Source organism: Pseudomonas fluorescens, from assembly GCF_902497875.1.
In the GTDB taxonomy this organism is placed as follows: domain Bacteria; phylum Pseudomonadota; class Gammaproteobacteria; order Pseudomonadales; family Pseudomonadaceae; genus Aquipseudomonas; species Aquipseudomonas fluorescens_BR.
Window position 1 is genome coordinate 1 of record NZ_CABVHY010000103.1, and the last position, 1875, is coordinate 1875.

The window sequence follows — 1875 nt, forward strand, 5'->3', positions numbered from 1 at the left end:
AGATCGCAGCCTGCGGCAGCTCCTACAAGAGGTTGCGTACACCCGATCAATAGTGGGTGTGTGCGATCGGCGTAGGAGCTGACGCAGGCTGCGATCTTTTGATCTTTACGGCGCTATGAAGTCAAACGGCGCCAACGCAAACCCTTGCTCATCCACCTGCAACGCCCAACCCTGACGGTCCCAATCCCCCAGCACAATGCGTCTGGCCGCTTGCTCGCCGATCTGCAGTTTGTGGATGGCCGGGCGGTGGGTGTGGCCGTGGACCAGGGTGCGTACGCCGTATTCCTGCATGATCCGCGGGATTTCCTCGGGGGTCACGTCGACGATGTCGTTGGCTTTCATCCGGGTCTGGGTGCGGCTTTCGCTGCGCAGTTTGCGCGCCAGCTTGTGCCGGGTGCCCAAGGGCAGGTGCCGCAGGATAAACAAGGTGACGGGATTGCGCAGGTAACGGCGCATGCGCATATAGGCTTCGTCGCGGGTGCAGAGGCTGTCGCCGTGCATCAGCAGCACCGGCTCGCCGTTCAATTCAACGACGCTCGGGTCTTTGAGCCGAGTGCACCCGGCGGCCTTGCAGAAGGCCTTGCCGAGCATGAAATCGCGATTGCCATGCATCAGGAACACCTGCGTACCGCTGTCGCTGAGTTCCCGTAGTGCCTGGCAAATGGAAAGCTGGTAGGGGGTCATGGCATCGTCGCCGATCCATGCCTCGAAAAAATCTCCCAATATGTACAACGCTTGCGCCGAGCGGGCACGCCCGCTCAGTAAATCCAGAAACGCCCGGGTAATATCCGGGCGCTCCTCTTCCAGATGCAAATCTGAAATCAGCAATATCACTCAATGATCTCGGCTTTCTCGATGATCACGTCTTCTGCTGGCACGTCTTGATGACCGGACTTCATAGTGGTGGCAACACCTTTGATCTTGTCGACAACGTCGCTGCCTTCGACCACTTTACCGAATACTGCATAACCCCAGCCTTGCGCGGTTTTGGCGCTGTGGTTGAGGAAGCTGTTGTCGGCAACGTTGATGAAGAACTGCGCGGAAGCCGAATGCGGCTCCATGGTGCGGGCCATGGCGACGGTGTACTTGTCGTTGGAAAGACCGTTGTCGGCTTCGTTCTGGATGCTTGGGCGCTTGTCTTTCTTTTCCTTCATGCCAGGCTCGAAACCGCCGCCCTGGACCATGAAGTTACCAATGACACGGTGGAATACGGTGTTTTCGTAGTGACCGGCCTTAACGTATTCGACGAAGTTGGCCACGGTGATCGGGGCTTTTTCGGCGTTCAGTTCCAGGACGATGTCGCCCTTGTTGGTCGTCAGTTTGACTTTAGTCATGATCGTTATCGCTCTTTCAAGGAATTCGTGGGTTTCGGGGCGCTCACGCTGCCTGCGGGCCCGAACCGGTTTGGCAAAAAAAACGCCAGGGTGCGCAGTTTAGCGTGCCGGACGCGAATTTCGAGGCTGTTTTTCAAAACAGGTGCATTAAACGCAGCTGTTTTCGGGCCTCCTCTGTCAGGTGCTTGACAGCATCGGCTATGATAGCGGCTTTGTTTTGTCAGGCCCGTATTTCGGCCGCGCACTTGTATGTCCAAGGATCCTATGAGCAAGCCCACTGTCGACCCTACCTCGAATTCCAAGACCGGACCTGCCGTTCCAGTCAATTTCCTGCGCCCGATCATCCAGGCGGACCTGGACTCGGGTAAGCACACGCAGATCGTCACCCGTTTTCCGCCAGAGCCCAACGGCTACCTGCACATCGGCCATGCCAAGTCGATTTGTGTGAACTTCGGCCTGGCCGAGGAATTCGGTGGCGTCACGCACCTGCGTTTTGACGACACCAACCCGGCCAAGGAAGACCAGGAATACATCGACGCCA

General features: G+C 57.5%; 3 protein-coding genes. 1 reads left to right on the plus strand and 2 read right to left on the minus strand.

The window, feature by feature from the left end:
• Positions 1 to 105 precede the first annotated feature (105 nt).
• Complete coding sequence (lpxH, locus tag F8N85_RS33840; protein ID WP_150806916.1) at positions 106 to 834, minus strand: UDP-2,3-diacylglucosamine diphosphatase; 729 nt, start codon at positions 832 to 834, stop codon at positions 106 to 108.
• A complete protein-coding gene (locus F8N85_RS33845; RefSeq protein ID WP_150806917.1) occupies positions 831 to 1334 on the minus strand; it encodes a peptidylprolyl isomerase in 504 nt (167 codons plus the stop codon). The genes lpxH and F8N85_RS33845 overlap by 4 nt, the downstream gene beginning before the upstream one ends.
• Positions 1335 to 1598: 264 nt before the next feature.
• Between F8N85_RS33845 and F8N85_RS33850 the strand changes: the two genes are divergently transcribed.
• Positions 1599 to 1875: glutamate--tRNA ligase family protein (locus F8N85_RS33850; protein ID WP_263596401.1), on the plus strand; the 277-nt coding region annotated here is incomplete at its 3' end.